26 protein-coding genes are annotated in these 24,906 nt (G+C 68.7%); 10 read left to right on the top strand and 16 right to left on the bottom strand.

Annotation, left to right across the window (positions count from 1 at the left end; translation table 11 throughout):
• Nucleotides 1-60 precede the first annotated feature (60 nt).
• Nucleotides 61-900 (top strand): oxygenase MpaB family protein, encoded by an 840-nt coding sequence (locus tag ACZ7KI_RS10240; protein ID WP_470272812.1) that lies wholly within the window; start codon nucleotides 61-63, stop codon nucleotides 898-900.
• Here ACZ7KI_RS10240 and ACZ7KI_RS10235 read toward each other — a convergent pair whose 3' ends face one another.
• Together ACZ7KI_RS10235 and ACZ7KI_RS10230 are read right to left on the bottom strand one after the other, a co-directional pair.
• Nucleotides 901-2,118, bottom strand: coding sequence for an alpha/beta hydrolase (locus tag ACZ7KI_RS10235; protein ID WP_470272811.1), 1,218 nt, complete (start codon nucleotides 2,116-2,118; stop codon nucleotides 901-903).
• A gap of 134 nt (nucleotides 2,119-2,252) precedes the next feature.
• Nucleotides 2,253-3,200, bottom strand: a complete 948-nt coding sequence (locus tag ACZ7KI_RS10230) for an alpha/beta hydrolase (RefSeq protein WP_470272810.1) — start codon at nucleotides 3,198-3,200, stop codon at nucleotides 2,253-2,255.
• Nucleotides 3,201-3,344: 144 nt separating this feature from the next.
• On the opposite strand from ACZ7KI_RS10230, the gene ACZ7KI_RS10225 reads away from it, so the two are divergent.
• The 5 genes from ACZ7KI_RS10225 to ACZ7KI_RS10205 all read left to right on the top strand — a co-directional run bounded on the left by ACZ7KI_RS10225 (nucleotide 3,345) and on the right by ACZ7KI_RS10205 (nucleotide 8,376).
• The gene (locus ACZ7KI_RS10225) at nucleotides 3,345-3,812 is read left to right on the top strand and encodes a MarR family winged helix-turn-helix transcriptional regulator (protein WP_470272809.1); all 468 of its coding nucleotides are present in this window, start codon (nucleotides 3,345-3,347) and stop codon (nucleotides 3,810-3,812) included.
• A 27-nt stretch (nucleotides 3,813-3,839) separates the two neighbouring features.
• Nucleotides 3,840-4,688 (top strand): SAM-dependent methyltransferase, encoded by an 849-nt coding sequence (locus ACZ7KI_RS10220; protein WP_470272808.1) that lies wholly within the window; start codon nucleotides 3,840-3,842, stop codon nucleotides 4,686-4,688.
• Between the two features lie 121 nt (nucleotides 4,689-4,809).
• Nucleotides 4,810-5,346, top strand: coding sequence for a PadR family transcriptional regulator (locus ACZ7KI_RS10215; RefSeq protein WP_470272807.1), 537 nt, complete (start codon nucleotides 4,810-4,812; stop codon nucleotides 5,344-5,346).
• Nucleotides 5,347-5,355: 9 nt separating this feature from the next.
• On the top strand, nucleotides 5,356-7,374 hold the full coding sequence (locus tag ACZ7KI_RS10210) for an oxidoreductase (protein ID WP_470272806.1): 2,019 nt from the start codon (nucleotides 5,356-5,358) through the stop codon (nucleotides 7,372-7,374).
• A gap of 48 nt (nucleotides 7,375-7,422) precedes the next feature.
• Nucleotides 7,423-8,376: a prephenate dehydrogenase gene (locus ACZ7KI_RS10205; RefSeq protein WP_470272919.1), complete on the top strand. Its 954-nt coding sequence runs from the start codon at nucleotides 7,423-7,425 to the stop codon at nucleotides 8,374-8,376.
• 68 nt (nucleotides 8,377-8,444) lie between these two features.
• Here the strand turns inward: ACZ7KI_RS10205 and ACZ7KI_RS10200 are convergent, their stop codons facing one another.
• The 4 genes from ACZ7KI_RS10200 to ACZ7KI_RS10185 form a co-directional block, all read right to left on the bottom strand.
• On the bottom strand, nucleotides 8,445-8,681 hold the full coding sequence (locus tag ACZ7KI_RS10200; protein ID WP_470272805.1) for an antitoxin: 237 nt from the start codon (nucleotides 8,679-8,681) through the stop codon (nucleotides 8,445-8,447).
• Nucleotides 8,682-8,744: 63 nt separating this feature from the next.
• The gene (locus ACZ7KI_RS10195) at nucleotides 8,745-9,677 is read right to left on the bottom strand and encodes a TauD/TfdA dioxygenase family protein (RefSeq protein ID WP_470272804.1); all 933 of its coding nucleotides are present in this window, start codon (nucleotides 9,675-9,677) and stop codon (nucleotides 8,745-8,747) included.
• A 233-nt stretch (nucleotides 9,678-9,910) separates the two neighbouring features.
• Nucleotides 9,911-10,249 carry a hypothetical protein gene (locus tag ACZ7KI_RS10190; RefSeq protein WP_470272803.1) on the bottom strand — a complete coding sequence of 113 codons (339 nt, stop codon included), beginning with the start codon at nucleotides 10,247-10,249 and terminating at the stop codon, nucleotides 9,911-9,913.
• A gap of 80 nt (nucleotides 10,250-10,329) precedes the next feature.
• The gene (locus tag ACZ7KI_RS10185; protein WP_470272802.1) at nucleotides 10,330-12,297 is read right to left on the bottom strand and encodes an FUSC family protein; all 1,968 of its coding nucleotides are present in this window, start codon (nucleotides 12,295-12,297) and stop codon (nucleotides 10,330-10,332) included.
• Nucleotides 12,298-12,346: 49 nt separating this feature from the next.
• Here ACZ7KI_RS10185 and ACZ7KI_RS10180 point away from each other — a divergent pair, with 49 nt between their 5' ends.
• Entirely contained in the window at nucleotides 12,347-12,787 is a 441-nt protein-coding gene (locus ACZ7KI_RS10180; protein WP_465459372.1) for an SRPBCC family protein, read from the top strand.
• A 196-nt stretch (nucleotides 12,788-12,983) separates the two neighbouring features.
• Here the strand turns inward: ACZ7KI_RS10180 and ACZ7KI_RS10175 are convergent, their stop codons facing one another.
• From ACZ7KI_RS10175 to ACZ7KI_RS10145, 7 genes are all read right to left on the bottom strand, one after another.
• On the bottom strand, nucleotides 12,984-15,584 hold the full coding sequence (locus tag ACZ7KI_RS10175; RefSeq protein WP_470272801.1) for a CHAT domain-containing protein: 2,601 nt from the start codon (nucleotides 15,582-15,584) through the stop codon (nucleotides 12,984-12,986).
• A 42-nt stretch (nucleotides 15,585-15,626) separates the two neighbouring features.
• Nucleotides 15,627-16,106, bottom strand: a complete 480-nt coding sequence (locus tag ACZ7KI_RS10170) for a carboxypeptidase regulatory-like domain-containing protein (protein WP_470225544.1) — start codon at nucleotides 16,104-16,106, stop codon at nucleotides 15,627-15,629.
• Nucleotides 16,103-16,708 (bottom strand): RNA polymerase sigma factor, encoded by a 606-nt coding sequence (locus tag ACZ7KI_RS10165; RefSeq protein ID WP_007030724.1) that lies wholly within the window; start codon nucleotides 16,706-16,708, stop codon nucleotides 16,103-16,105. Before ACZ7KI_RS10165 ends, ACZ7KI_RS10170 begins: the two co-directional genes overlap by 4 nt.
• Nucleotides 16,709-17,039: 331 nt before the next feature.
• Nucleotides 17,040-17,207, bottom strand: a complete 168-nt coding sequence (locus ACZ7KI_RS10160; RefSeq protein ID WP_470272800.1) for a hypothetical protein — start codon at nucleotides 17,205-17,207, stop codon at nucleotides 17,040-17,042.
• Between the two features lie 116 nt (nucleotides 17,208-17,323).
• Nucleotides 17,324-18,049: an SGNH/GDSL hydrolase family protein gene (locus ACZ7KI_RS10155; RefSeq protein ID WP_470272799.1), complete on the bottom strand. Its 726-nt coding sequence runs from the start codon at nucleotides 18,047-18,049 to the stop codon at nucleotides 17,324-17,326.
• Nucleotides 18,050-18,093: 44 nt separating this feature from the next.
• Nucleotides 18,094-18,609, bottom strand: coding sequence for a pyridoxamine 5'-phosphate oxidase family protein (locus tag ACZ7KI_RS10150; protein ID WP_470272798.1), 516 nt, complete (start codon nucleotides 18,607-18,609; stop codon nucleotides 18,094-18,096).
• A gap of 54 nt (nucleotides 18,610-18,663) precedes the next feature.
• The gene (locus ACZ7KI_RS10145; RefSeq protein ID WP_470272797.1) at nucleotides 18,664-19,296 is read right to left on the bottom strand and encodes an NAD(P)-dependent oxidoreductase; all 633 of its coding nucleotides are present in this window, start codon (nucleotides 19,294-19,296) and stop codon (nucleotides 18,664-18,666) included.
• Between the two features lie 95 nt (nucleotides 19,297-19,391).
• Between ACZ7KI_RS10145 and ACZ7KI_RS10140 the strand changes: the two genes are divergently transcribed.
• Complete coding sequence (locus ACZ7KI_RS10140) at nucleotides 19,392-19,997, top strand: TetR/AcrR family transcriptional regulator (RefSeq protein ID WP_470272796.1); 606 nt, start codon at nucleotides 19,392-19,394, stop codon at nucleotides 19,995-19,997.
• Between the two features lie 870 nt (nucleotides 19,998-20,867).
• Here ACZ7KI_RS10140 and ACZ7KI_RS10135 read toward each other — a convergent pair.
• The gene (locus ACZ7KI_RS10135) at nucleotides 20,868-21,368 is read right to left on the bottom strand and encodes a GbsR/MarR family transcriptional regulator (protein WP_470272795.1); all 501 of its coding nucleotides are present in this window, start codon (nucleotides 21,366-21,368) and stop codon (nucleotides 20,868-20,870) included.
• Between the two features lie 95 nt (nucleotides 21,369-21,463).
• On the opposite strand from ACZ7KI_RS10135, the gene ACZ7KI_RS10130 reads away from it, so the two are divergent.
• Entirely contained in the window at nucleotides 21,464-22,360 is an 897-nt protein-coding gene (locus tag ACZ7KI_RS10130) for an ABC transporter ATP-binding protein (RefSeq protein ID WP_470272794.1), read from the top strand.
• Entirely contained in the window at nucleotides 22,357-23,997 is a 1,641-nt protein-coding gene (locus ACZ7KI_RS10125; RefSeq protein WP_470272793.1) for an ABC transporter permease, read from the top strand. The genes ACZ7KI_RS10130 and ACZ7KI_RS10125 overlap by 4 nt, the downstream gene beginning before the upstream one ends.
• A gap of 52 nt (nucleotides 23,998-24,049) precedes the next feature.
• Here ACZ7KI_RS10125 and ACZ7KI_RS10120 read toward each other — a convergent pair whose 3' ends face one another.
• Together ACZ7KI_RS10120 and ACZ7KI_RS10115 are read right to left on the bottom strand one after the other, a co-directional pair.
• Nucleotides 24,050-24,436, bottom strand: coding sequence for a hypothetical protein (locus tag ACZ7KI_RS10120; protein WP_470272792.1), 387 nt, complete (start codon nucleotides 24,434-24,436; stop codon nucleotides 24,050-24,052).
• 126 nt (nucleotides 24,437-24,562) lie between these two features.
• Nucleotides 24,563-24,901, bottom strand: a complete 339-nt coding sequence (locus ACZ7KI_RS10115) for a hypothetical protein (RefSeq protein ID WP_470272791.1) — start codon at nucleotides 24,899-24,901, stop codon at nucleotides 24,563-24,565.
• Nucleotides 24,902-24,906: the final 5 nt, after the last annotated feature.

Here is a 24,906-nt window from a genome sequence, read left to right as displayed (position 1 = left end):
ATTGACGGTCTGTAAACAAGGTGGGACAGTGGCTGTACGCCACTCTCTCGGGAGGTCGTCATGAGCACCGAAGCCCGCCTGCCCGCCATGACCCCGCTCGGCCCGGATTCCGTTGCCTGGCAAGTGGTCGGAGACCGGAGACTGTTGCTCGGCGCCGGGACGGCGCTCCTGTTGCAGGTCGCTCATCCGGTGGTCGGCGCCGGGGTCCACGACCATTCGAACTACACCGAGGATCCCTGGGGCCGCCTCGATCGGACCATCGATTCGTTGCTGTCACAGGTTTTCGGCGGGCCGAAGGCGAAGGCGGAGGCCGAGCGGCTCCGCGAGCTGCACAAGACGATCAAAGGCGTCGACCACCACGGCGAGCGCTATCACGCGTTGCACCCCGAGGCCTACCGATGGGTGCACGGCTCGACGTTCTGGACGATCGTCCGTATGCACGAGGTCTTCGTGCAACCCTTGTCCCGCAACGAAAAAAGCCGCTTCTACACGGAATGGCACCGGCTCGGCCTGCTACTCGGCCTCCGCGAACACCACCTGCCGCCGGATCTCGAAGGCTTCGAGACCTACTTCGACGACGTGGTCGCGAACCGTCTCGAAGACAACCACACCGTTCGGGAACTGCTCCACTCGATCACCATGCGGGACACTCCCCCGCCGCCGTGGTGGTTCTTGCCGGAAGCCCTGTGGCGCCCGGTCCGCCCGGCGGGCGGGAACGTCCTGACGCTGTGCGCGATCGGCTTGCTGCCTCAGGCTTTGCGTGAGCAGATGAGTCTCAAGTGGACAGACGAAGACGAGCGCCGTCTCCACCGGCTGGGCGCGGTCATGAGGGCGACCGGGAAGCGAGTACCCGACCGGCTTCGCCTGTATCCCCAGGCTTACCGCGCCAAACGCGGTTAGCTACCCGACGACGTCGACCAGCGCGCCCTTCGCCCCGGTGTTGGGCAGGGGCCACGGAGCGACCCCACCGTTGGTGGCGATCTTCTTGTCCTGCGGCGCGCACGGCGGCACGGTCCGCGCGCCGATCCACGCCAGCACGTCGGGCACCTGCGCCTTGAAGGTGTTCATGTTATGCCCGGCGTCCGGGATCCGCCACGACGAGAGCGTCGCGGGAGCGCGGACGGCCTTCTGGATCTGGTCGATCGAGAAGCTCTCGAAACTTTCCTTGTCCCCCGCGATCGCGAGGATGTCGACCGGAGACGGATGCTTCTGCAGGTTGATCGTGATCGTGTTCGCGTCGACGATGTCCTGCCTGCCCTTGAACAGGTTTTCCGTCTCCGCGTCCACCGAAGCCTTGTAGTAGCCGCTGACGCTCGCCGCCTGGCCGTACCACTGCGGATGCCTGGTCACCAGGTTCATCGCGCAGTACCCGCCCGAGGACCAGCCGGCCATCGTCCACGCCTTCCGCTGCGGGTTGGCGCCGAGTTTCTCGATCGCCCAGTCGCGGATGTCGGCGCTCAGGTAGGTGTCGTTGGCGGTGCCGTTGACCTCGTCGATGCATTCGGTGTCGTGGCCGACCTTCGGTTTCCCGGTCGGATCCGGGATGACCACGAGGGTCGGCGGGAGCACGTGCTTCGCGATGGCCGCGTCGAGCTTGGCCGGCAGTTCGTAGGGGCCGGTGGCCACTTCGGGACCGGACGGGTAGTTCGGGATCCATTCGATGACCGGGAACTTGAGCGACCGGTACGCGGGATCGTAGTACTGGGGCGGGAAGTAGACCGAGACGTCGCGGGTGAGGCCGGTGCGCTTGCCGGTCACCGTCATGTGCACGACGGAGCCCCTGCCCTCCTTGGCGCGCATCGCCCCGGCGTCGCGCAGCTTGTCGAGATCCGCGCCGTCCTGGCCCGCGACGGCGTCGACGGTCTCCCCGGAGTACACACCGGTGCCGAACAGGGCTCCGACCGTCGGGAAGAATCCGCCGATCATGTTCCCGCCCATTCCGGCGCTGACCACGATCAGCACCACGGCGGCCAGAATCGTGGTGCTGCGCCCGATCACCTTGCGGCGCCAGCGTTCCCAGAAGAACGGCACCGCGATGATCGCGAGCAGCGTCAGCACGACGACGATGACGAGGTTCAGCGTCGAATCCAGCCGGATGGCACTCAGTCCCAGTCCCATGGCGCCGTGTCCCTCCCCGCCGGGGCGCGTCACCGCGACGCATCTCCCACATCCGGATCAAGAGACGTGCGACCACCGGAAAGTGTTGTCCAGGGTGACGCGTGTCACCCTGGACAACAGTGTGATCCGGTCACTCAGTCTTCGAGAGCGTTCCGCAGGACCCCGATCGCCTGGTTGATCGCCGCGTCCGCGGCGTGCGTTTCGCGCAGGGTGTTGAGCATGACGAAGTCGTGGACGATGCCCTGGTACCGCACCGCCGTCACCGGGACTCCGGCCTGACGCAGCTTCGCGGCGTACGCCTCACCTTCGTCGCGCAGGACGTCGGCCTCCCCGGTGATCACCAGCGCGGGCGGCAGGCCGGACAGCTCGTCGAGGCTCGCCCGCAGCGGCGAAGCGGTGATTTCGGCGCGCTGTGCCGGGTCGGTCGTGTACTGGTCCCAGAACCACTTCATGCCGTCGAGGGCGAGGAAGTAGCCGTCGGCGAACTGCTTGTAGGACTCGGTGTCGAAGTTCGCGTCGGTGACCGGATAGAAGAGGACCTGCTGGCGGAAGGTGACATCGCCACGCTGCTTCGCCATGAGGGTGAGCGCGGCCGTCATGTTCCCGCCGACGGAGTCACCGGCGATCGCGATCTTCGTGCTGTCGAGCCCGTTTTCGGCGCCGTGCTCGGCGACCCACTTCGCCACGGCGTAGTTCTGCTCGATGGCGACCGGGTAGCGCACCTCCGGCGAGCGGTCGTACTCGGGGAAGACGACGGCCGCGCCGGTGCCGACGGCGAGTTCGCGGACCAGGCGTTCGTGGGTGTGGAAGTTCCCGAAGACCCAGCCTGCGCCGTGGATGTAGACGATCACCGGCAGTGTGCCGGTGGCGCCCACCGGCCGGACGATGCGGACCTCGACGCCGTCGACGTGCGTGGTCTCGACGTCCGCGGCGGGCAGTTCGACGTCGCCGCCCTGGACTTCGTCGACGGCCTTGCGTCCTTCCTCCGGCGGCAGCTGGAAGAGGAACGGCGGGTTCGCGGTGGCTTCCACGAAGGCCTGCGCGGCCGGTTCGAGGGCCAGGTTGTGCGGGTTGGCGGTCATTTCTGCCTCCTGGGAGCCGAAGTCGATGAACAGAAGGTAGCTCGCAACTCAGTTGTGCACAACCAAAATGCACACAAGGAGATTTAGGCCACTCAAGTAGCGATCTGAGGCATGATCGACGCACCATGGGGACGAGGAGGACCGATGCCGACGGACAACACCGGATCGCTGTGCCTGGACGATCAGCTGTGCTTCGGGCTCTACGCGGCATCGCGCGCCGTGACCGCGCTCTACCGCGTGGTCCTCGACGATCTGGGCCTGACCTATCCCCAGTACCTGGTGATGCTCGCGCTCTGGGAAGAGGACGAGCGGCTGGTCAAGGAACTCGGCACGCTGCTGAGCCTCGACTCCGGCACGCTTTCGCCCCTGCTCAAGCGGCTGGAGAAGTCCGGACTGGTCCGGCGTGACCGGCAGGCCGACGACGAACGGTCCGTTCGCGTCAGCCTGACCGAGGACGGCGCCCGGCTCAGGGACCGCGCGAGCGGGATCCCGAAGATCATCGGCGACGCGATGGGCCTCGACGCGGCCGGGCTCGCCCGCACCCGCGCGGAGCTCGACCGCCTGACGGAATCCGTGAACGCCTACCGCGAGGCCTACCTACCGGCCGGTTAGCATGGAATTTCCGGCGCGGACAAAGGGATGACGATGATCGATCACGACGCGGCGCTCAAGGCCGTCGAGAACAGCTTGGACCGGCCGTCCGCGGCCCGCGTCTACGACTACTTCATCGGCGGCGACACGCACTACGCCATCGACCGCAATTTCGCCGAGAAGGTGCGCGAACGTCTGCCGCTCATGGGCGAGTACTGCAAGACCAGCAGGCAGTTCCTCGGCCGCGCCGTGCGGCACTGCGCGGAACTGGGCATCCGGCAGTTCGTCGACATCGGCTCCGGCCTGCCGACCGCCGGCAACGTCCACGAGGTCGCCGACGAGGCGCGTCCCGAGGAGGACACGCATGTCCTCTACATCGACAACGAGCCGATCGCGCTCGCGCACTCGACGCTGCTGCTCGCCGACACCGCCGACCCGGACCGCCACCACGCGATCGCCGCGGACCTGTTCGACCCCGAGGACCTCTGGGCCAGGGTGATGGACTCCGGCATCATCGACGTCCGGCAGCCCATCGCGCTGGTGATCAACGCGGTCATGCATTTCATCAAGGACGAGCAGGACCCGGACGGGCTGCTGGACTTCTACCGCGACCGGCTCGCGCCGGGATCGCTGCTGGTGCTCTCGCAGATGACCAACGAGAACCCGGCCAACGACGAGGAACGTCAGGCGCTGCTCGACATCCTCGACTACTACGAGACCACCACGAACCCCGGTTTCCTGCGCACGATGGACGAGTTCCGGCGGTTCTTCGGCGGCTGGCCGCTGCTGGAGCCGGGCCTGGTCTACGCGCCGGCCTGGCATCCGGACGAGAAGACGGTCTTCGCGGCCTCGCCTTCGGAATCCCGCGTCATCGGCGGTATCGCCCGCAAGCCGTAGTAACCCGCTCGTCAGTACGTGAAGGCCCCCTTCATTGCGCCTAGGTACATGAAGGGGGCCTTCACGTACTTGTGACGCGCGTCGCCTTGTAATGCAACTAGGTGCATATGAAACTGGGTGCATGGCACTGGAGCACGCGATCCTGGTTTCGCTGTCCGAGCGGTCCGGCTCGGGCTACGAGCTGACGCGTCGCTTCGAGAAGTCCATCGGACTGTGGTGGAACGCCACCCACCAGCAGATCTACCGCGTCCTCAAGCGGATGGAGGACGCCGGCTGGATCGCCGTCGACCATGTCGCGCAGTCCGGGAAGCCCGACAAGAAGGTCTACACCGTCGGTGACGCGGGCCGTGCCGAACTGGCCCGCTGGCTCGCCGAACCCGATCCCGCCGCCTCGGCGCGGGAACTCGCCGTCAAGATCCGCGGCGCGACGCTCGGCGACCCCGGCGTCGTCGCCGCCGAGATCACCCGGCATCGCGACGCGCACGCCGCCCGGCTCGACGCCTACCTGCTGATCGAGAAGCGCGACTTCCCCGACCCGAGCATCCTCAGTGGACAGTCGTTGCATCAGTTTCTCGTTCTGCGCGGAGGAATCCGAACCGAACAGGGCCATGTCGAATGGCTCGAGGAAGTCCTCCAGGCATTCCACCACGATGCGTAAGGACCAGCGATGAGCCTGTACCCGAACCTGCTGTCCCCTCTCGATCTCGGCTTCACCACCCTGCGCAACAGGGTGATCATGGGCTCGATGCACACCGGCCTCGAGGACAAGGAAGCGCATTTCCCGCAACTGGCCGAGTATTACGCCGAACGCGCCCGCGGCGGCGTCGGGCTGATCGTCACCGGCGGGTTCGCGCCGAACCGGACAGGCTGGCTCCTGCCGATGGCGTCGAAGCTCTCGACGCGCGCGGAAGCCAAGGCGCACAAGCAACTCACGGATCCGGTGCACGAGGCGGGCGGCAAGATCGCGCTGCAGATCCTGCACGCGGGCCGGTATTCCTACCACCCGCTGAGCGTTTCCGCGTCGAGCATCAAGGCTCCGATCAACCCGTTCAAGCCGAGGTCCCTTTCCGGGTACGGCGTGCTGCGGCAGATCCGCGCGTTCGCCGATTGCGCCTTCCTGGCCAAGGAAGCGGGCTACGACGGCGTCGAGATCATGGGCTCCGAGGGCTATTTCATCAACCAGTTCCTCGCCGAACGGACCAACAAGCGCACCGACAAATGGGGCGGCAGCGCGGAGAACCGTCGCCGGATCGCCGTCGAGATCGTGCGGCGCACCCGCGAAGCGGTCGGCGAGGACTTCATCATCATCTACCGACTGTCCATGTTGGACCTCGTCGAAGGCGGCCAACGCTGGGAAGACGTCGTCGCGCTGGCCAAGGAGGTCGAAGAGGCGGGCGCGACGATCATCAACACCGGCATCGGCTGGCATGAGGCGCGGGTGCCGACGATCGTGACGTCGGTGCCGCGCGCGGCCTTCACGTGGGTGACCGGGAAGCTCAAACCGCACGTGGGGATCCCGGTCGTCACGTCGAACCGGATCAACATGCCGCAGGTCGCCGAGGAGGCGCTGGCCGGCGGCGACGCGGACCTGGTGTCGATGGCGCGGCCGTTCCTCGCCGACCCGGAGTGGATCCGCAAGGCCGAGACCGGGCGCGAGGACGAGATCAACACCTGCATCGCCTGCAACCAGGCGTGCCTCGACCACGCGTTCAAGCGGAAATTGGTGTCCTGCATGGTCAATCCCCGCGCGGGCCACGAGACCACGCTGGCACTGGCGCCTGCTCGGAAGACCAAACGCGTCGCCGTCGTCGGCGCGGGTCCCGCCGGGCTCGCGGCCGCGACCAGCCTCGCCGAACGGGGTCACGCCGTCGAACTGTTCGAGGCCGACGACGAGATCGGCGGTCAGTTCGGGATCGCGCGCAAGATCCCCGGCAAGGAGGAGTTCGCGGAGACCATCCGGTACTACACGCGACGGCTGGAGGTCACCGGCGTCAAGGTGCGCCTCGGCACCCGGGCGACCGCCGCCGACCTCGTCGGCGCGGGCTTCGACGAGGTCGTGCTGGCCACCGGCGTGACACCGCGCGTGCCGTCGCTTCCCGGCATCGGCCACCCGAAGGTTCTGTCCTATGTGGACGTGGTCCGGCACGGGAAACCGGTCGGCGGGAAGGTCGCCGTGATCGGCGCGGGCGGGATCGGGGTGGATGTCAGCGAGTTCCTGACGCACACCACCTCCCCGGCGCTCGATCTGGAGGCGTGGATGGCCGAATGGGGGGTCACCGATCCCGAGCAGGCAGCGGGCGGCCTCACCGAGCGGAAGGTCGAGCCGTCACCCCGGCAGGTCTTCCTGCTGCAGCGCAAGAAGTCCGGGATCGGCGCGGGACTGGGCAAGACCAGTGGCTGGGTGCACCGGGCGGCACTGAAGGCCAAACGCGTCGAGCAGCTCACCGGGGTCACCTACGACCGGATCGACGACGACGGCCTGCACATCACTGTCGGTGACAAGCCGCGCGTGCTCGATGTGGACACCGTCGTCGTCTGCGCGGGACAGGAGCCGGTGCGCGACCTCGCCGACGACCTCCGGGCGGCCGGACTGCCGGTGCATCTGATCGGCGGCGCCGACGTCGCGGCGGAACTGGACGCCAAACGGGCCATCGATCAGGGCACACGCCTCGCCGCTGTTCTCTGACGAGTGGCCTCGCAGGTGGCAGGATGAGCACTTGTGCGAGACGTATGCGTGATCGGGCTCGGGTTGATCGGCGGTTCGCTGCTGCGCGCGGCGCATTCCATCGGCCGCACCACGTTCGGGGCGACGACCTCGGAAGCTGACGCGGACGCGGCCAGCAGAGCGGGTTTCGACGTGACCACGCAGGTCGAGGCGGCGCTGGGCAAGGCGGCGGAGCGGGACGCGATGATCGTGCTCGCGGTGCCGCTGCCCGCGGTCGAAGACGTGCTTCGCACCGTTTCGCGGGTGGCCGGGCACTGCGTGCTCACCGACGTCACCAGCGTGAAGGGCTCGGTGCTGGACGGCGTCCGCCGTCGCGTGCCCTACGCGAGGTTCGTCGGCGGGCATCCGATGGCCGGGACCACGGAGTCCGGCTGGAAGGCGAGCAACCCCGCGCTGTTCGGCGGGGCCGCGTGGGTGCTCGGCGTCGAGCACGACACCGATCTGACGGCGTGGGCCGAGGTCGCCCGACTGGTGCTGGACCTCGGCGCGCACATCGTGCCGCTGCCCGCGGACTCGCACGACGAGACGGTCGCGCGGATCTCGCATCTGCCGCATATCTTCGCGGCCATCCTCGCCACGATCGGCGCGCAGGGCGGGCCGCTGGCGATGTCGCTGGCGGCCGGGTCCTATACGGACGGCACGCGGGTGGCCGGGTCGAGCCCGGCGCTGGTGCGGGCGATGACCGAGGGGAACCGGGACGCGCTGCTGCCGATCGTCGACGAAGCGCTCGGACGGCTGGGTGCCGCGCGAGGCTCGCTGGCGTCGACAGGCGGGCTCGCGGTGACGGTCAATGCCGGCTACGAGGGTGCGCAAGCGCTTGCGGCCAGCAAGGACGCCGAGCGCGCGGGGGTTCGCGTCAGCCTGACCGCCCCGGACGCCCGCGACGGCCTGATCGCCCTCGGCGAGCGCGGTGGCCGGATCACGGCGATCGACGGCGACACCGCGGTCGGCGAGGTCTCCTGACGCGTTTCGTCCTCTGAATGCGGTAGTTGCGTGTGCAAGGACCGCATTCAGAGGACTAAATGCGGTGGTTACTGGCCCTGGGGCGGCTGCTGCTGGTCCTGCTGAGGCGGGTTGTCCGGGGTGTCGTCGAACTTGTTGATGAAGCCCTTCGCCTTTTCGACCCCGGAGTCGATCTGGGAGTCGTGGCCGGAGAACTTCGACTTGGCGAACTCCGCCGCCTTGTCCACGCCGCCCTCGATCTTGTCGTTGTGCTCACGGAGAGCGTCGGTGGCCTTGTTCTTCAATTCATCGAAGTTGATGCCCATGGCCTCATCGTCACACAGGTACCGGTGAACCCGCCCGGACGATCACCCGTCGCGGGGACACGTTCAGAACGGCCGGTCACCCACGATGGCGACACGTTCGGCCACCCGCGCGTACGGGTGGTAGTCGTTGACGGCGTAATGCTGGGTGGCGCGGTTGTCCCAGAACGCCACCGAGCCGGGCCGCCAGGTGAAGCGCACCTGGAATTCCGGGATGTGCGCGCGGCTGAACAGGTACCGCAAGAGCCTGTCGCTCTCTTCGCGTTCGAGTCCGACGATGCGCGTCGTGAAGGCCTGGTTCACGAAGAGGGTGCGCCGTCCGGTTTCGGGATGCGTGCGGACGACGGGGTGCTCGACCGGCGGGAACGCGTCCTGGTGCCGCGAGAGCGCTTCCGGATCGGAGAACCGGGCGAAGCCGGGGATGAAGTCGTGCACCGCCTTCAGCCCGTCGATGCGGGCGCGGACGTTTTCCGGCAGGTTGTCGTAGGCGGCGGCCATGTCGGCCCACATCGTGTCGCCGCCGACCGGCGGGACCTCGAGCAGCCGCAGCACCGAGCCGAGCGCCGGCGCGGGCCGGAAGGTGACGTCGACGTGCCAGATGTTCTCGAACGCGGGCATGGTCGCCGAACGGGTGAAGCGGGTGGTGTCCTCGGTTTCGCCCTGGGGGATGAACGGGTTCGTCTCCAGTTCACCCCAGTGGGCGGCGAAGGCGCGCTGGTGGGCCGTGGTGATGCGTTGGTCGCGGAAGAACAGCACCTTCCACTCCAGCAGCGCGCGGTTCAACTCCGCCTGGAGGGCGGGCGTCAGCGGCTGGGCGAGGTCGACGCCGCCGATCTCGGCACCGATCACCCGGCCCAGCGGACGCAGCGCGAAAAGTTCGTAAGGGCGTTCTTCCACGCCTTCCGGCAGGCGGCGCAGTACGCGGGGCCCTTCGAGGATTCCGCCGTCGGGGACGGTCGCCGGGCGGAGGAGGACACGGTCGGGCAGTTCGATGGACATGCTTGGCTCCAGGGTTTCCGATTTCCGGGATGACGAAAGAGGCCACCTTCACGGATGGCCTTCGCTGGAAATGCGGTTACGCGGGCGGAGAGCCCAGCCGTCCACGGCGCAGGAGCAGAGCGGCGACGCCTTCACCCGACGAGCGGTGCGGCGCGAACTCCCAGATGGTGGACACGGGCCCATGGTGTCCCCTGGTCGGGGCCAAGGTCAACCTCGTCCACGAGACGGGACGCCTAGCGACGCCGTTCGTAGGGGAAGCTGCCCGACCATGCGTTCCGCTGTTCGCGCGGCCGCAGCGCCTCGGCCAGCACCCACTGTGAATGCGTTGTGCCACCCTGGCCGACCGGGCCGAGCTGGAAGGTGACCCAGCCGACCCAGTGCGCCGTCGTCGTCGCCCGCCACATCCCCAGCAGTCCGGGGACGGTGGTGGTCAGGTCGAGGCCGTCGGGAAGGCGGGTCTTCGCCGTACCGACCGGGTAAACCAGTCTGAGGTCGATCCAAACGGGCTGGTGGGGCCGGACCATGTGAAGGTGACGCGGCCCCGGCGGCATCGTGTCACCAGTGTCGAGCATGGCTCTGATTATGCGTCACTTTTCGAACATAGGTTCGAGACCATGCTCACGCTCCCCCGCACGGGTGGTTCGGCTGGGTCTCAGGCTCGGCGGTGGTACGGCAGGAACCGCCGGACCAGTCGTAACGGTGCGCGTTCGACGAGATCGGGACCGCGCACGGCGTCGAAGGCGGCACCGATCTGGTCGACCACGCCGGACAGTCGCTCGTTGTCGGGCATCGGCATCTCCGCCGGGTCCCGTTCCTCGCGGACGGCGGCGGCGAGTTCGGCGAGCGCGGCCGTCAGGAGGGCGATGTCGGCGTCGCCCGGGGCGGGGGCGCCACGGCCGAGGGTGACGCCGACCTCGGTGACGGCGTCCGCGACGCGTTCCAGTCCGGCGATCACCGGCCACCAGGCGACCGCTTGCCGACCAGCCGCGGAGGGTTCGACGACAACCTGCTGGAACGCGGTCCGCAAGTCGGCCAGCGCGCGGTAGGCGCGGCGACGAGCGCGTGAGCGCTCCAGACGCGCTTCACCCGATGGCGCGAGCACGAGACCCTTGTCGACGTATTTCACCAGGCAGTCGAGGCTGTCGGCGAGTCGTCCGCCGACCTGCGGGCGACGGCTGCCCGGCCAGAGCAGGTAGCCGAAGACGAGGACGATCGCGCAGCCCAGCACGGTGTCCACGAGCCGCGCGAGCACGATGTCCCAGCTGCCGGTGCTGGCGAGGTCCATCTGCAGGATGATCAGCGGCGTCACGAAAGCGCTGAGGATGCCGTAGTTGCGGACCTTGCCGACCGCGACGCCGCCCGCGAACACGGCGATCAGCAGTACCAGCAGCCAGCCCTCGCCGCCGGCGGCGAGCACGGCCGCGCCGATGCCGACACCGATCACCGTGCCGATTCCGCGCAGCACCGCGCGGCCGAACACCGAACCGAAGTCCGGTTTGAGGACGATGCCGACGGTGAGCGTGATCCAGTAGGAGCGTTCGAACGGAACGATCAGCGCGACGACCTCGGCGATCGCGACGCACAGGGTGAGGCGGAGCGCGGCGAACCAGGTGAGCGGACCGGAGATGAGCGAGGCCGCCCAGCTCCGGAGCCGTTTGTGCCACGGCTGGACCTCGCGCCGTTTCCGGTTGTCGCCCTTGCCGATCCTGGCGAGCCCGGCGTAGAGCGCGGCGAGGACCGGGTCGACGTCCTCGTCCGGCGGTGACGGCGGTTCCGGGAGCGGCTGGTTCGCGAGCACGGCGGCCGACGTCGCGATGAAGTGGTCGATCACGTCGTCCGGTGCCCGGCGGCCGGCGTTGACCATCGCGACCGACGCCTCGACGGCCGGGGTGCTGGCCGAGAGCAGGTTGAGCAGCTGGCGGTAGGTGGCGTCGCGGCCCGAGAGCCAGGACCGCGCGGTGAGCAGCCGGTCGTACGCGGTGTTCATCGCGGTCGTGAGCTGGTGGCGCGCGACACGGGAGGTGGCTTCGTCGGTCGCGGACAGCATCGCGGCGAGTTCGACGTAGACGTGCGCGACGGCGCCGCGTTCCGGGCTGGTCGCGCGGAAGGTCCAGGTGGCGAGCGCGATGAGCAGGCTCCAGGCGGCGCCGACGCAGAAGTAGCCGAGGAGGAGTTCGACGCGCAGACCGGTCACGTGCTGGCCGGTGCCGAGCACGCAGAAGACGAACATCTGCAGCCCGGCGACCGAGGCGTTGCTGCCTGCCGCGCTGATCAGCGCGGACACCGCCGCGACCCCGACGACGACCGGGATGGAGGCGGCCGGGACGCCGCCGGTGATCAGCCCGGCGAAGTAACCGAGGGCGGCGGCCGCGGTGGCGCCGCCGAGACGGCGGGCGCGGTAGCGGTACGGGCCCGCGGATTCGGACAGGACGGTGGGCAGGGCGCCGGTGGAGATGAGCGCGCCGACGCCGATGTCGCCGAGCGCGTAGCCGACGGCCAGCGGCACGGCCAAGGCGAGGACGGCTCTGGCGACCATGTTCCACGGGATGGGAACCGGCGTGCTGCGGAGCAGCTGCACCAGCCAATGCGGTGCGGCGATCTCGCGGCGCGTGGTGCTCACGCCCCTATCTTGACTTATCCGTCGCGTCCGGAGCGGTTATCGTCGCCACATGGGCAAGACGTACTCCTTCGAAATCAACCGGACGAGCAGCGCCTCGCCCGCTTCCCTTTTCGCGTTGGAAGCCGACGGTTCCCGGTGGTCGGAATGGGCGAAGCCGGTGGTGTTCCACTCGCGCTGGGCGCGGGAACCGGGTGAGGACGGGGTGGGTGCCGTCCGGGCTGTCGGCCTGTGGCCGGTGTATCTGCACGAAGAGACGCTGGAGTACGAACAGGACCGAAAGCACGTCTACGGCTTCGCGGGCATCGCGCCGCTGAAGGACTACCGCGCCGAGGTCTCGTTCACGCCGAACGCTTCCGGTGGCACGGATCTGCGCTGGACCGGCCGGTTCACCGAATCGCTGCCCGGCACCGGCGCCGCCGCCTGCGCCGCGTTGCGCGCCGTGGTCTCGCTCCTGGCCACTCGCTTGGTGAAACACGCCGAACGCGCCTGACCCCACCCCCGCCCTTCCCAAGGGGGGCGACCCCGAGTCCAGTCTACCGGCGGTGGGCGAAGGAAAGGGCTGGTCGGCGAGGTTGTCCACAGGTGACGGTGGTTGTGGACAACTCCCCGCGGTGTCATGAGGGGTCCCCATAGGACGAATTTCGTCCCCTCATGACACACCCGGCCGCGAAACAGCCCCGAAAGAATCAGCCCGCGCCGAGACAAAGGAACGGCCGCCGCAGCGGATCGGCGGCGGTCGCCTCGGCGAGCGCCAGAGCGGGCGAAGTCCCCGAAGCCAGCCGCCGGTGCAGGTCGGACATCGCGTCGGCGGCCGCCTTGTCGCCGACCCGCGCGATCGCGCCGATGACCGTCCGCGAGCCGCTGGCGAGCAGCGTCCCGGCGAAGCCGAGCGCCTCCTCGCCGGGCCGGATGTGACTCATCGCGAGTTCGCACGCGGCCAGCACCACCCGTTCCGGCGGATGCGCGAGCCGGGCGGTTTCGTGCGCGTACAACGGTCCACCGACCAGTTCCAGCCGCGAGAACAACGCGTTCGCCGGTTCGTGCGCGCCGTGCGCAACCAGATGCGCCATCCCGGAACCGTCCAAAGCGGACAGTACGGCCGCGCTGGTCGCGTCCTTCCCGTCGACGAGCCGGGCCCGCGGGTACACCGACCGCAGGTTCCGCACCTCGCCGACCGAACCCGGCACGCCGGGCCCGCCGGCGAGCAGGACCGGCCCCTTGCTGCGTCGTCCGGACGCGGTCACCCAGGCGGTCGCCGATGGCGCGATCGACACCGGATGCCCTTGCAGTGACGGCAAAGCACCCCAAGGCAGCGCGTACAGCGAACCTATCGGCACGATGATCAGCTCGCGGTTCTCCAACGTCTTCGCCAGCGACGCGGAGATCAGCTTGTCCAATTTGTCCGCTCGGCGCCGCGCGGAGCCGGTGACGACCTCGACCAGCGGCGCGGGCAGGTTGTCCGGGGCCAGCGCGTCGAGGTCCGCGTGCAGCTGCCGCGCGGTCTCGACGATCTCCCCGAGCGGACCCAGCTTCACGAGCCGGAACCGGCCGCGGTCGACGACCACCGCGTACAAGGTGTCGCGGTAACCCATCAGGCTGACCAGCACGCGGTCCCCGAGTTGCTCGACCACCTCTTCCGGCGCCGAGACCGGCCGCGGGCGACCCCATTGGCTGGTGTACCACCCGAGCCGCGTCGCTTCCTGCTGCAAGCGGTCGTAGCGTTCCTCGAGACTCCCGACCGGTTCGCCGGACAGCCGCCGTGCCTGGATCGTCCCCTGCACGTGCCGCATTTCGTTGATGTGGCGGGCGAGCGCGGGGTCCTCGATGACGGGAAGCGGTTCGTAGCGGTACACCTGCGCGCGTGTGCGTTCGAGCCACGCGAACAGGCTTTTCGCCCCGGCACCGCTGCGCCTCGCCTTCTTGAGCACCAGGGTCAGCGCGAGTTTGCCCAGTTCCTCGCCGTGCGCCGCCGTCCCGCAGACGAGGTCGAGCCCGCCCATGCGGTCGCGGATCTGCCCGAGTTCCGCCAGCCCGGCCCGCGCCTGGGCGAGCGCCGACCGCGGCCGGTGCGACGCCACCGCGAGTTCGGCGCGGCACAGCCGCAACAGCATCCGGTGGTCGATCGGTGTGGTCTGCCGCGGTTTCGGCACCTGCGCCAGCAGGTCCTCCGCGGCGGCCGTCTCGTCGCGGCGGATCAGCAGCCGCACCGCGAACATCCTGGCCGCGCCCGCTTCGTCGCGCAGACCGAGTTCGGCCAGCCGGATGGCGAGATCGGCCAGCTGCCCCAGCAGTTTCGCGGACGGTTTCTTCTCCCGGTCAGCCAAGACCTTCACCGCGTCAGCGCGAAGCCTGGTCAACTCCGCGATCTCGGCCCATCGGCGGTTGCCGCGCCGCAGGAAGCTCCGCCGTGCGGACGTCGCGAGCTTCTTCGCGAGAACGTGGTCACCCTCCAGGATGGCGGTCCCTGCTCGCGCGACCTCCGCTTCGGCGACGACATGGAACGCGCCGTTGCGGCGAAGTTCGGGGATCGCTTCGTCGAGATGCCGCGCCGCCTCCTCCGCGAGCCCGGCGGTGAGCAGGGCCTTCGCCTGGTCGAGCCGGACGAGTGGCAAGGAGCCGGGTCCGTCGGTGACGAAGATCGAGGCCGCCTGCTCGTAATGTCGGAGCGCTTCGGGGATGTCACCGAGCAGCTGGGCGTGATCACCCAGGTTGTGCCGGATCTTCCCTTCGAGCACCCGATGTTCGTGCTCGACCGCGAGATCCAGCGCGTCGACGAGGTCGCGGTGCGCTTCTACGGGATTGGTCTTCTGGAGCTGGAGCCAGGCCCGGTTCACCAGTGTCTGGGTCAGCAGGAGGCTGTGCCGGTCCGCCTCGGCGACGAGCTGGGGGATCACCGCGTTGTAGAGCGCGAGCGATTCGTCGAGCCGCCCCACTCGCATCATCACCAGCGCGCGCTGCAACACGACGATGAAACCCAGTTCTCGCCGGGCTTCACCGCCCGGCAGCAGAAGCCGTGTCCGCTCGGCCTCGTTCAGCCGGACGAAACCGTCCTCTTGCGACGTGATCTCCGCTTCCGCGGCCGCGAGACTGACCAGGATCCGGACCCTGATCTCCAGACGGCCGGGGCTGTCCGCCTCCACCGGCCCGAGACGGGCCAACCCACGCTGGAGCAACCTGATCGCCGCACCCGGCCCATGACCGGAAGCCGCGACCCTGGCCCGACGGTGCAGATCGGCCGCCGATTCGACTACGGCGTCGACGACGGGAAGCTGCGCGGGCACACGCACTATGGGAGCACACCCGCGCCGCATAACGGAACAGCCGTCCGGTTAGAGCACCACTGTGGGGGTCACGACGGTCCTCCGGCAGGACACGTCACCGAGGTGGATCACGATCTGCGTGGTTCCCTGAGGAACGTTGTCCAGCACGAACCGGCCACCCTCGTCGGCGGTGGTGGAACTCGTCCCGTGCTCGGCGACGCGCACCTCCACCCCGTACTCGCCGGCGGGCACGAGCCAGCCGTCGATCCGGTGCTTCTTGCCGATCTTGGTCAGGTTGATCATCACGGTCAGGTCGCTGACGGTGAAGGTGATCGTGCCGGTGTCGCTCCCGCGAACTCCCGCCGTGGCGTCCATCCGTTCCCAGCGGGCGACCTCGACGTCGAGGTTTTCGAGCGCGAGCGCGAACTGAACCCGCTGCACCAGATCTCCCGGTGGCGGGTCCATTTCGTCCATGAAGCGTCCGATATCGGCCAGCAAGGCCTCATCGCCCGGGGAGGTCATCTCCCCCGGCGTCCCGAGGTCGTTCATCGGCTTCCCCCTTCGTGGGCCAGCAGGTCGCGCATCGATTCGAGGCAACGGCCCCTGGTCGGTCCGACACTTCCGCGCGGCATGCGGAGTGCTTCGGCGACCAGTTGGTATTCGGCCCGCCCGGCGAGCACGGTCAGCCGAAGAAGCTGCTGACAGCGGTGCGGCAGGCGGAGGAAGGCGCGCCAGACCCGGCGGTCCCGGTCGGCGCGGACGGCTTCCTCCTCGGGAGCCGGATGGGTGCTCTCCATGCTTTCGGCCAGCTCGTCGGTCAGCGGTACCGGCTGAGCGCGGCGGCCGAACGGGTGCTGTGCTTCGCGTCTGGTGGTGGTGATCAACCACGCGGCGAGGGCTTTGGGGTCCCGAAGTTTCTCGAGTTGGCTGAACAGGGCGAGCCACACCGTCTGGACTACGTCCTCGGCGGTCAGGCGATCGAGCCCGTTCGCACGCGCGACATGCCACACGAGCGGGGTCAGCTCGTGCACAAGTCTGTCCATCGCCTGGCGGTCACCGGCGCGAGCCGCGCGCATGCAGGCGGCATGCAGATCGGCACCGGTCAGTCCTTCCCATGGCGGGTCTACCTCGGTCGTTTGCACGTCGGTCACCGTATCTGCCCCACTTCGGACGTGTCTTCGTGTCGGCGCTGGCAGTATCGCGGGCCCTTCGGGGAGAAGGAGCGTGCTGGAGGCTCTGGGATACATCAAGTCACTAACTATTTTGTGTCGGATATCCGGACATCTGGCGTATGGGCGGTCGGGACGAAGGCACCGGCCGGCGCGAGTGGTGTGGACTGCGCACCGGCCGGCCCTTTTTCCCTCCCCCCGGGCCCGCTCCCCAACGGGCCCGCGTCCGGGCGTCCCCCTCCCCCGAAGGAGCACCCGGAGGCAATACCCGGAGGCCCCCTCGGCCTCCGGACATCACCCGTCTTGTGTCAGTTCAGTTCTTTGGCGGGTTGGTGCCGTACGGCTCCCAGTTGCCGTCCGGGCTCGTACCGGGACGGGGCGGGACCGGAGCCGCGATCGGCTTCGGCTTCGGCGTTGCTTCGAGGTCCTCGGTGGCTGCGGCCTCGTCCTCGACGGGTGCGGTGTTGGTCTCGGTCGTCATCGGGTGTCCCTCATTTCCTCGACTGCTCCATAGGACGCAACGAGGCTGCCACCAGATACACGCAGAGCCAGGTTTTTCGGATAACTTTCTCGATTTGTGGCAGGCGGGTGACCTGATCAGCGGTTTTCCGGCGAAAAGGTGTCACTGAGTAGTTGGTGGGTCACGTCCGCGAGTTGCCCGGCCCAGCGCCGGTAGCCCTCCGGACCGGGGTGGAAGCGGTCCTCGGCGAAGGTCGCGGGGTCGAGCATCGCGGCGGGCATCGGAACGTGGACGACGCCGGGCAGCAACGCCAGCCGGGCGGCCGCGGCGTCGAGGGCGGCCGATCGCGCGCCGAGGACGTCCCGCAGCGGCCGCGGCAGGGCGGGGAACCGGCCCATCGGCGGCACCCCGGCCAGCACCACCGGGATCCGCCCGGCGCGGCGGCGCAGCGAGACGATCAGATCGAGCAGGTCACGCCGATACCGCGCGGCCGAGTGGAGTTCGATCGTGTCGTTGACGCCGAGCGCGATCACCACGACGTCGGCGGGTTCGAGCAGCGGCAGCAGTTCCTCGCGCACCACGCGTGCGTTGGCCCCGGTCTTGCCGACGGCCTGCCAGGCGACGGCGCGGCCGTCCCGCGCGAGCTCGTCCGCGAGCCGGCCGGTCAGCGCCTCGGCGTGCGTCGCCGCGCCGACGCCGTCCACAGTGGACTCGCCGAGCACCGCGAGCCGCAGCGGGCGGCCCTCGCCCTTCACGAGGCCGCTGACCGGACCTGTCGCGCCGGGCAGCCTGGGCGTCGTTCGGCGCACCCGGACCGCTTGCGCGAGGAGGATCGGGGCGAGCACCACCGCACGGCTCATCACCCGTTTGAATGGTGCGTCGGGCGGCTGGGAGTCCGGACGGCGACTCACTTGGCGATCAGCTTCGCGGCGTCGGGGGCGTAGACGGTCATCCAGTGCGGACGCAGCCGGTAGTAGAACACGTCCTTCTCCCACTCGGTCTGATCGCCGTAGAAGTCCTTGAAGTACGTGAGCAGGTCTGGCCAGTCCGCGGCAGGCTCGCCGTCCTCGGGGTTGAGTATCTCCACCGTGCCGTGCGTGAACACTCCCAGGTCCTCGCCGCGCATGTGCGCGACGCTGGCGGCGGGACGGGCCGCGAGGTGGCGGGCCTTGGCGGCGCTGCGTGCTGTGCCGAAGTACCACTTGCCGTGCAGGAAGTGCCCGTCCACGCCGCTGATCCGCGGCTCGCCCTTCGCCGTCACGGTGGACAGGGCGAGGGTGCACATGCCGACCAGGATCCGGGTGAGCTGCTCGGCGGTCGAAGTGCTCTCGGTGACGATCGAACGGAGGTGCTCGGTGGAGCGGGCCAGGGAGGCGTCGAGCAGGGCCTGGAGCTCATTGAGTTCTTCGGGTGTTTCACGCATCAGCTTCACAATAACCACCGGCGACAACCGCGTTTAGAGGACTAAACGCGGCGGTCAGCCCTTGGCGATCGAGACGGTCTGGCGGATGAGCGAGTCGTCCGAGGCCACGCGGAGCAGGTAATCGGCGACGTCGGCGCGGTTGATGCTGAAGCTGCCGCGGACGTTGCCGTCGGTGCGGGCGGCGATCACGCCGGTGTGCGGTCCGTTCAGCAGCCGCGGCGGGCGCACGATCGTCCAGTCGAGGTCGCTCGCGCGCACGACTCGTTCGGCGGCGACCATGTCGGCGAACGCGTGCCGGAGGACCCTGCCGAGGATCGGCTTGACGACGTTCCTGGTGAAGAACCCGTCGCCGTCGACGAACGGACCGCTGGCGCTCACCAGGAGCAGCCGACGGCCACCCGCCGAACGCAACGCGCTGAGGGCGGCGTGCGCGCCGTCGGTGACGACGGTCGTCGGGCGGCGCTCGCGGGCGCCGAGCGCCGAGATCACCACGTCGCGCCCGGACACCGCCTCGGTCAGCGCGCCGTGCTCGGACAGCTCGGCGACGACGACTTCCAGCAGTTCGCCCTCGACGTTCAGCCGGGACGGGTCGCGGACGACCGCCGTGACGTGGTGGCCGGCGGCCAGCGCCTGCTTGACGACCTCGGTACCGACCCCGCCAGTGGCACCGAAAACGGTGATCTTCATGGTCACGCCTTCCTGGTTAGTGAACACTCACCCACTATGGTGAGTGTTCACCCACCACTTGTCGAGCGAACGCTGAGAAGCCCTCAGGAGCGAACATGGGAAGCCGCGAGGAGATCGTCGCCGCGGCGGCGAAGGTGATGCGCGAGCAGGGCTACGCGCATGCCACCACCAAGGCCATCGCACAGGCGGCGGGCTACTCGGAGGCGTTGCTGTACAAGCACTTCAAGGACAAGACCGAGATCTTCACGAGCGTGCTGACCGAACAGCTGCCCGCGCTCGGGACGACGTTGGACGAACTGATGGAGGCAGCGGCGGACGCCCCGCTCGCGGCGAACCTCGCCCGGCTGGCGCGGATCACGCTGTCGTTCTACCTGGAGAGTTTCCCGATCGCGGTGTCGTTGTTCTCCTCGCGGGAGCTGCTCGCGACACACCGGGAACGGATCATGAGCAGGCAGTCCGGCCCGAACGTCCCGCTCGCGCGCGTCATCGAGTACCTGGGCGAGGAGGCGCAGCTCGGCCGGATTCGCGAAGGGGCGGACCTGGAGGCTTCGGCGTCCCTGTTGCTCGGGGCTTGTTTCCAGTACGCGTTCCTGGCGTCCTTCGAGGACCGGGAACCGAGCCCGGAGGAGCTGGACGAGTGGGCGGAGCGGCTCGCGGGAACGCTGGTGGTCACGCTGGTCGTGAGTGGCGATTCGGGCTAGAGAGGGGAAGTCGAACGTGTCGTGGCGTGGAGCCGGTGTCGCTCCTGTGTACGCCTTGCTCGAAGGTCCGTGAAGGCCTCCTTGAGGGACTCTGAGTCCCTCAAGGAGGCCTTCACGGACTTACTTCTGACCTGCACGAGGGTGGTGGTCGTCGCCCCGGTCTCACACCTTGATCAACGGAAGATCCGGGACACTCAACGTCCCCGATCTTCCGTTGATCAAGCTCGCGTCCCTCACGATCTGCGGACCGGCGACCGAGCGGGGAAGATTCCGGCCGTCCAACGGCCGGAATCTTCCCCACCCGACCACACCGGCCACCCGCACAAGCTCCACACCAGTGAGTAAACAAAGACAAGTCCTCCAAAGAGGCCTTCACTACCATCGGATGTGAGCCCTGGTGACAGTGGGACGGCTGTGACCTCGGCGGCCGGTCGTGAAGCACATGAAGGCCCCCTTCCTTGCGTGTCGGGGCGGACCTGGCGGGAGCGGGCTCAGGCAAAGGGGCCTCACCCGGCTCTTGACTGTCTACAAGGGACACTTTTCGAGACGCATGCGCCCGGTTTGGGCGACTTGCACGGTTTCGCGAGAGGGTCGTGAGTGATTTGGGTCGTTCTAACCCTCATTCTCACTCACGACCCCGCGCAGAAACGTACATAGCGGTATCAATCGGACGCTCGATCGCTTGGGCGTGTCCTTTGTGGACAGTTAAGTCCGCCGGCGTCCACAATCAGGCCTGCCGTACCTCGACGTGACTCGCGTGCCTGCGAACGTGACACGCGAGATCCGGGTCCGAGGACGCCTTATCCCTCAAGAGAACCCGAATCGCCGCTCACGACCAGCCGCACCGAACGGCCACCCCCGCCTCGCCGCTCACTTGCCCTGGCCGGCCCGCATCTCGTGCCACTTGGCGTACATGTCGTTGAGTTCCTTGATCATGAAACTCAGGAAGTCCCGCATTTCCGCGACCCGCTCGCCCGCCGGCGTGCCCTCGCCGAGCGCCGAAACACCCTCGTCGGCGGCGTCGCGCCACATGGTGATCATGCGGTCGCGTTTCATGAAGGTGGCGTACCAGAGGTCGTCGAACAGCCGGTAGTGGTCGCGGCGCGAGCCCGGCTCGCGTTCCTTGGCGACCAGTCCGATCTGTTCCAGGTAGCGCACGGCGCCGGAGATCGCGGCGGGGCTCACCGACAGCTGGTCGGCCAGTTCGGCCGCGGTCAGGCGGCCGGCGTCGGTGGTCATCAGCGCGGCGAACACCCGCGCGGGCATCCGCTGCATCCCGATCTGGGAAAGCGTGAGACCCAGGTGTTCCACGTAGCGGCGGACGGCGTCCTCGTCTCTCTGGGTGCTCGAAGCACTCTCAGGCGTCGTCATGAACAACATCCTCTCGTACAACCCCCAGAGTGATCACACCATCCATACGTTTTCTTAACTTCACAACTTCGTGAAATCACTGTACCTTCAGACGCATGGAAAACGCCATCTCCATCTCCGGCCTTCACAAATCCTTCGGCCGGACCAAGGCTCTCGACGGCCTTGATCTGCAGGTACCCGCTGGGGAGGTGCACGGTTTCCTCGGTCCGAACGGCGCGGGGAAGTCGACCACCGTCCGGGTCCTGCTCGGCCTGCTCCATGCGGACTCGGGCGACGTCCGCCTGCTCGGCGGCGACCCCTGGAAGGACGCGGCGAGGCTGCACCGGCGCCTCGCCTACGTCCCCGGCGACGTGAACCTCTGGCCCAACCTCTCCGGCGGCGAGGTGATCGATCTGCTGGGGCGGCTGCGAGGCGGGCTCGATCAGCGCCGCCGCAAGGATCTCATCGAGCGTTTCGACCTCGACCCCAAGAAGAAGGGGCGCACCTACTCCAAGGGCAACCGGCAGAAGGTCGCCATCGTGGCCGCGCTGGCCTCGAACGTGGACCTGCTGATCCTCGACGAACCGACCTCCGGCCTCGACCCACTGATGGAGGCCACCTTCCAGTACGCCATCCAGGAGGAGCGCGAGCAGGGCCGCACGGTGCTGCTGTCGAGCCACATCCTGGCCGAGGTCGAGGCGCTCTGCGACAAGGTCAGCATCATCCGCAACGGCCGCACCGTGGAAACCGGCACGCTGGCCGACCTGCGGCATCTCACCAGGACGTCGATCTCGGCCGAACTCGCCGGACCGCCCAACGGGCTGACCCGGCTGGAGAACATCCACGATCTCAAGGTCGAGGGCAACCGGGTCCGGTTCGACGTCGAAACCCGTTCCCTCGACGACGCGCTGCGACGGCTCACCGAGGTCGGCGTCCGCAGCCTGACCAGCCAGCCGCCGACACTGGAGGAACTGTTCCTCCGTCACTACACCGCCGAAGCGAGCGCGAAATGACCGCGACGCTCGACCGGCCCGCGCGCGCGGCCGAATCGTCGGCCACCCGGCTGGTCGGCACCTGGCAGCTGACCAGGCTGGCGTTGCGACGGGACCGGATCATCCTGACGATCTGGGTCTTCCTGCTGGGCATCGCGCCGTCGAGCACGGCGGGCACCTTCGAAACGCTGTACCCGACGGCCGCCGAACGCGCCGGGCTCACCACGACCATGGGCGCGAACCCGTCGATCGCGGTGATCTACGGGCCCGCCTTCGACCTCACGACGGCGGGCGGGTTCACCGCCTGGCGGCTCGGCGGGTTCCTGGCGCTGCTCGTCGCGTTGATGGCGGTCTTCACCGTCACGAGGCACACCCGGGCGGAGGAGGACTCCGGCCGCGCCGAACTGCTGGCGTCCGCGGTGGTCGGCCGGTACGCCGCGCTGACCGCGGCCGTGCTCGTCGCCGGCGGGGCGAGTGTCCTCATCGGACTGATCGAGACCGGGCTGATGATCGGTGCGAAGATGCCCTCGGCCGGGGCCTTCGCGCTCGGCGGCGCCACCGCGGCGACCGGGCTGGTCTTCACCGCGATCGCGGCGGTCGCCGTTCAGGTCGCCGAATACTCGCGGACGGCCAACGGGATCGGCGCCACCGTCGTCGGGGTCGCGTTCCTGCTCCGCGCGGTGGGCGACTCGACGGCCGACGCGGGATGGGTCTCGTGGCTGTCTCCGCTCGGCTGGGCGCAGCAGATCCGGCCGTTCGCGGACGAGCGCTGGTGGGTGTTCCTGCTGCCGCTCGCCGCGGCCGTGGTCGTCGGCACGATCGGTTACGCGCTGATCCCGCGGCGCGACGTCGGCACCGGCCTCCTCCCGCCGAGGCCCGGCCCCGCAGTGGCGGCCTCGTCCCTGCGAAGCCCGTTCGCGCTGGCCTGGCGGTTGCACCGGGGGCCGTTGATCGGCTGGCTGATCGGGACGGCGATCTGCGCCGGGGTGTTCGGTTCGGTCGCGAACGGCATCAGCGACATCGTCGGGCAGAGCGAGCAGGCTCGGCAGATCTTCCAGCGGATGGGCGGCACCGACGCGCTGGTCGACGCCTTCATGGCGGCGATGACCGGCATGTTCGCGATGGTCGTCGCGCTCTACGGGGTGCAGGCCGCGCTGCGGATCCGCATCGAGGAGACCGCGGTCCGCGTCGAGCCGCTGCTCGCCACGGGTGTCGGCAGGCTTCGGGTACTGGGGAGCCATCTCGTGTTCGCCTTCGGCGGCACCGCGCTGATGATGGTCGTCAGTGGTGTCCTCTTAGGACTGACGAACGGGATGCGCGCCGGGGACGTCGGCGGCTCGGTCGGTGACCTGGTGGTCGCCTCGCTCGCGCAACTCCCGGCGGTGTGGGTGATCGTCGGCCTCGCCGTGACGCTGTTCGGCCTGGCGCCGAAGTTTTCGACGGCGGCGTGGGCGATCGCCGGGCTGGCGTTGCTGCTCAGCCTGTTCGGCCCGGTGCTCAACCTGCCGCAGATACTGCTCGACGCGTCGCCGTTCTCGCACGTTCCGAAACTGCCTGCCGCGGAGTTCACCGCGACCCCGCTGATCTGGCTCGCGGGGGTGGCGGCGGTCGCGCTCGCGGCCGGGGTCGTCGGCTGGCGACGTCGAGACGTCGGCTGAGCCGGGGGTAAAAGGGGAAACCGTGAAGGCCGCTCCTCCAGGGGAGTGGCCTTCACGGTTGTTGCCGTACCTCGCCTCCCGGACCGACGACCAGTTTCACGACCGGCACCCCGCCGCCGCATGCCTCACCAGCCGGGTAGCCGAGCACCGGTGTCACGTCGAGGAAGTGGGGTTTCCCGTCGTCGAAGGTCACCGTGGTCTTCACCGGCGTGAGCGGCAGGCCCTGGACGGGTACGGCCGCGTGTTTGCCACCGGTGGACACCGCCTTCCCCGAGCACACGTCGCCTACGCACCCCTGGTCCTCGGTACGGCTGCTCGGCGTCAGCTCGGTGGCTTCGGTCACGCATTTCCCCGCCCAGCAGAACTCCATCGACACGCGGGTGAGTCCGGCGGCAGCCTCGGGCGGGACGTCGAGCGACACCCCCTCCATCAGTGCCATGGCGGGGCAGTCTTTGCCACCGCCACCGGAGGACTGGCCGCACGCGGTCAGTGTCGCGAGAAGGAGCACGAAAACCGGTATCCGCCGCATACCGGGCAGACGAAACGAGAGGCCCTTCGGGTTGCTTCAATCGCGCCGGAATTCCGTGGCCGAACTCGGCGGGAGCGCCGGCGGGGTGGCCGACGACGTCGAAGTGGTCGACGGCGTCACGGTCCGGGTCACCGTGCTCGGCGGGGCCGTGCTGGTGTGGGTGACCGTGAGCGGTTCTTCGACGATGCCCGGCACGGTCACCGTGACCGGACCGACGGAGTGGGAAGTCGTCGGGGAAGGGGTCGTACCGACTTCGTGGACGCGGGGCTGTGGTTCGCGGCCGGCCACCAGGATGGCGGCGACGAGCAGTCCGGTGGCGAGCCCCGCGAGGGCCGCGACCGTGACGGAACCGGTGGTGGGACCCTGACCGAACATCCGGC

It is taken from the genome of Amycolatopsis sp. NPDC039088, from assembly GCF_055598845.1.
Note: the sequence above shows the minus strand (reverse complement) of the source record. Positions and strands in the feature narration are given on the sequence as shown.

Excerpts from the sequence above, each read along its gene's own strand:
- ACZ7KI_RS10145 (WP_470272797.1), bottom strand. The coding sequence starts at position 19,296 with ATGAAGATCACCGTTTTCGGTGCCACTGGCGGGGTCGGTACCGAGGTC.
- ACZ7KI_RS10120 (WP_470272792.1), bottom strand. The coding sequence starts at position 24,436 with ATGGCACTGATGGAGGGGGTGTCGCTCGACGTCCCGCCCGAGGCTGCC.
- ACZ7KI_RS10140 (WP_470272796.1), top strand. The coding sequence starts at position 19,392 with ATGGGAAGCCGCGAGGAGATCGTCGCCGCGGCGGCGAAGGTGATGCGC.
- ACZ7KI_RS10150 (WP_470272798.1), bottom strand. The coding sequence starts at position 18,609 with ATGCGTGAAACACCCGAAGAACTCAATGAGCTCCAGGCCCTGCTCGAC.
- ACZ7KI_RS10195 (WP_470272804.1), bottom strand. The coding sequence starts at position 9,677 with ATGTCCATCGAACTGCCCGACCGTGTCCTCCTCCGCCCGGCGACCGTC.
- ACZ7KI_RS10130 (WP_470272794.1), top strand. The coding sequence starts at position 21,464 with ATGGAAAACGCCATCTCCATCTCCGGCCTTCACAAATCCTTCGGCCGG.
- ACZ7KI_RS10220 (WP_470272808.1), top strand. The coding sequence starts at position 3,840 with ATGACGATGATCGATCACGACGCGGCGCTCAAGGCCGTCGAGAACAGC.
- ACZ7KI_RS10240 (WP_470272812.1), top strand. The coding sequence starts at position 61 with ATGAGCACCGAAGCCCGCCTGCCCGCCATGACCCCGCTCGGCCCGGAT.
- ACZ7KI_RS10235 (WP_470272811.1), bottom strand. The coding sequence starts at position 2,118 with ATGGGACTGGGACTGAGTGCCATCCGGCTGGATTCGACGCTGAACCTC.
- ACZ7KI_RS10200 (WP_470272805.1), bottom strand. The coding sequence starts at position 8,681 with ATGGGCATCAACTTCGATGAATTGAAGAACAAGGCCACCGACGCTCTC.
- ACZ7KI_RS10115 (WP_470272791.1), bottom strand. The coding sequence starts at position 24,901 with ATGTTCGGTCAGGGTCCCACCACCGGTTCCGTCACGGTCGCGGCCCTC.
- ACZ7KI_RS10190 (WP_470272803.1), bottom strand. The coding sequence starts at position 10,249 with ATGCTCGACACTGGTGACACGATGCCGCCGGGGCCGCGTCACCTTCAC.
- ACZ7KI_RS10215 (WP_470272807.1), top strand. The coding sequence starts at position 4,810 with ATGGCACTGGAGCACGCGATCCTGGTTTCGCTGTCCGAGCGGTCCGGC.
- ACZ7KI_RS10160 (WP_470272800.1), bottom strand. The coding sequence starts at position 17,207 with ATGACGACCGAGACCAACACCGCACCCGTCGAGGACGAGGCCGCAGCC.
- ACZ7KI_RS10230 (WP_470272810.1), bottom strand. The coding sequence starts at position 3,200 with ATGACCGCCAACCCGCACAACCTGGCCCTCGAACCGGCCGCGCAGGCC.
- ACZ7KI_RS10135 (WP_470272795.1), bottom strand. The coding sequence starts at position 21,368 with ATGACGACGCCTGAGAGTGCTTCGAGCACCCAGAGAGACGAGGACGCC.
- ACZ7KI_RS10125 (WP_470272793.1), top strand. The coding sequence starts at position 22,357 with ATGACCGCGACGCTCGACCGGCCCGCGCGCGCGGCCGAATCGTCGGCC.
- ACZ7KI_RS10210 (WP_470272806.1), top strand. The coding sequence starts at position 5,356 with ATGAGCCTGTACCCGAACCTGCTGTCCCCTCTCGATCTCGGCTTCACC.
- ACZ7KI_RS10170 (WP_470225544.1), bottom strand. The coding sequence starts at position 16,106 with ATGAACGACCTCGGGACGCCGGGGGAGATGACCTCCCCGGGCGATGAG.
- ACZ7KI_RS10225 (WP_470272809.1), top strand. The coding sequence starts at position 3,345 with ATGCCGACGGACAACACCGGATCGCTGTGCCTGGACGATCAGCTGTGC.
- ACZ7KI_RS10180 (WP_465459372.1), top strand. The coding sequence starts at position 12,347 with ATGGGCAAGACGTACTCCTTCGAAATCAACCGGACGAGCAGCGCCTCG.